Raw genomic sequence first — 1,666 nt, 5'->3', positions numbered from 1 at the left:
CGGCATCCCGATGCGCCAGCACGTGGCGCGCGGCGGCCTCTGCTACGAGCCGTTCTCGGGCTCCGGCTCGCAGATCATGGCCGGCGAGGCCAACGGCCGCCGCGTCTTCGCGATGGAGATCAGCCCGGCCTATGTCGATGTCGCGGTCGAGCGCTGGCAGGGCGAGACCGGGAAGGACGCGATCCTCGACGGCGATGGCCGGACCTTCGCCGAGGTGAAGGCCGAGCGGCTGGGCGACAAGGCCGATGCCGCTGCCTGATGGCCGTCTACTACAACGACGCCGATCCCGCGGCCTGCGCATGGCTGCGGGAACTGATCGCGGTCGGACTCCTGCCTGCCGGCGAGGTAGACGAGCGATCCATCCTCGAGGTCGAGCCCGCGGACCTGCGCGGCTTCGCGCAATGCCATTTCTTCGCCGGGATCGGCGGCTGGCCCTACGCACTGCGCCTCGCCGGCGTGGCCGCGGACCTGTCCGTCTGGACCGGCTCGCCGCCCTTCCAGCCCTTCAGTCAGGCCGGGCAGCGCAAGGGACAGGACGATGACCGCCATCTCGCCCCGGCATTCCTGCGGCTCGTCGCAGCTTGCCGCCCGGAACTCGTCTTCGGAGAGCAGGTCGCCAGCGCGGCGGTGCTCGGACCGGTTGGCGGCGCGGCTCGCACAGCGGCTGAGGGGCCGGCTGGCTGGGCGTGGTTCGACGCTCTGGCAGATGCGCTGGAAGCAGCATCTTACGCCGTCGCGGCGGCCGATCTGCCGGCTGCGGGCATCGGTGCGCCGCACATCCGCCAGCGGCTGTTCTTCGGCGCCGTCGCCCTCGACCCAGCCGCAGGCGGGCTGGGCCACGGCCTCGGCGCGGGATCACAAGGACGGTTCGGAATGCCGGGCGGTGCCGATCAATGCGCTGCTGGGTCGGCAGGTCTGGCTGGCGGGCTGGCCGACGGCGATGGCGGGCTCGCCCGCGACTGCAGCGTACAACGCGGCCGGCAACACGGATGCGAGCCGCAGGACGGTGAAGCTGGTGGACTGGTCGAACGCGCCGACCCCGCCAGGAGCCGCGCGAAGGACAGCGTCTGGCGAGATCCGGACTGGCTCCTCTGCCGCGATGGCCGCTGGCGGCCCGTTGAACCCGGAACATTCCCGCTGGCTGATGGGATACCCGGCCGCATGGGGCTCCTGCGGGGCTACGGCAATGCGATCGTGCCGCCGCTCGCGGCGGAATTCGTGACAGCGTTTCTGGAGAGCATGCGATGAAGCAGAGCCGGATCATGTCCATGATCGAGGCCGCGACGAATGTCGTCGTCGGCTATGGTCTGGCCATCGCAACGCAGATCGTCGTGTTCCCGTGGTTCGGGATCGAGACGGGGATGGACGAGCACATGACCATCGGACTTGCCTTCGTTGGCGTCTCGCTGGTGCGCGGCTATCTGCTGCGGCGGTTGTTCGAGGCGATCCGATCAAATCCGGAGGCACACTAACTGGTCAAGACCTTCGGTCGAACCTTCTTGGCAATCTCGGCGAGCGTCGCCATCAGCCGATTGCTTTCGGATAGTGATCCCGAGAGTTCAGGGCCATAGCGTGAAATCAGGTATTCGCGATCTTCCGTCATCCGAACTAGATGATTGAGGGTCAACTTTCGAAGTACCAGTCCCCGTGTGACTGCGGTGTTCGC

General features: G+C 68.0%; 3 protein-coding genes and 1 pseudogene. 3 read left to right on the top strand and 1 reads right to left on the bottom strand.

The genetic code is table 11. The annotated features are described in order from the left end of the window. From ACH13J_RS18275 to ACH13J_RS18265, 3 genes and pseudogenes are all read left to right on the top strand, one after another. Window positions 1–259 (top strand): annotated as a pseudogene (locus ACH13J_RS18275) (DNA methylase); the annotation flags it as partial. Next, window positions 259–1,248, top strand: a complete 990-nt coding sequence (locus ACH13J_RS18270; protein ID WP_397544773.1) for a DNA cytosine methyltransferase — start codon at window positions 259–261, stop codon at window positions 1,246–1,248. The pseudogene ACH13J_RS18275 and the gene ACH13J_RS18270, both read left to right, overlap by 1 nt. Continuing rightward, window positions 1,245–1,472, top strand: a complete 228-nt coding sequence (locus ACH13J_RS18265; RefSeq protein ID WP_397544772.1) for a DUF7220 family protein — start codon at window positions 1,245–1,247, stop codon at window positions 1,470–1,472. Before ACH13J_RS18270 ends, ACH13J_RS18265 begins: the two co-directional genes overlap by 4 nt. Here the strand turns inward: ACH13J_RS18265 and ACH13J_RS18260 are convergent. Next, window positions 1,469–1,666, bottom strand: a 198-nt coding sequence (locus ACH13J_RS18260) for a hypothetical protein (protein ID WP_397544771.1), incomplete at its 5' end; no start/stop codon positions are given. The two genes, ACH13J_RS18265 and ACH13J_RS18260, sit on opposite strands and share 4 nt — an antisense overlap.

It is taken from the genome of Roseovarius salis, from assembly GCF_044472985.1.
GTDB classification, from domain to species: Bacteria; Pseudomonadota; Alphaproteobacteria; order Rhodobacterales; family Rhodobacteraceae; genus Roseovarius; species Roseovarius salis.
This window is presented reverse-complemented; position numbering and strand designations above follow the sequence as displayed.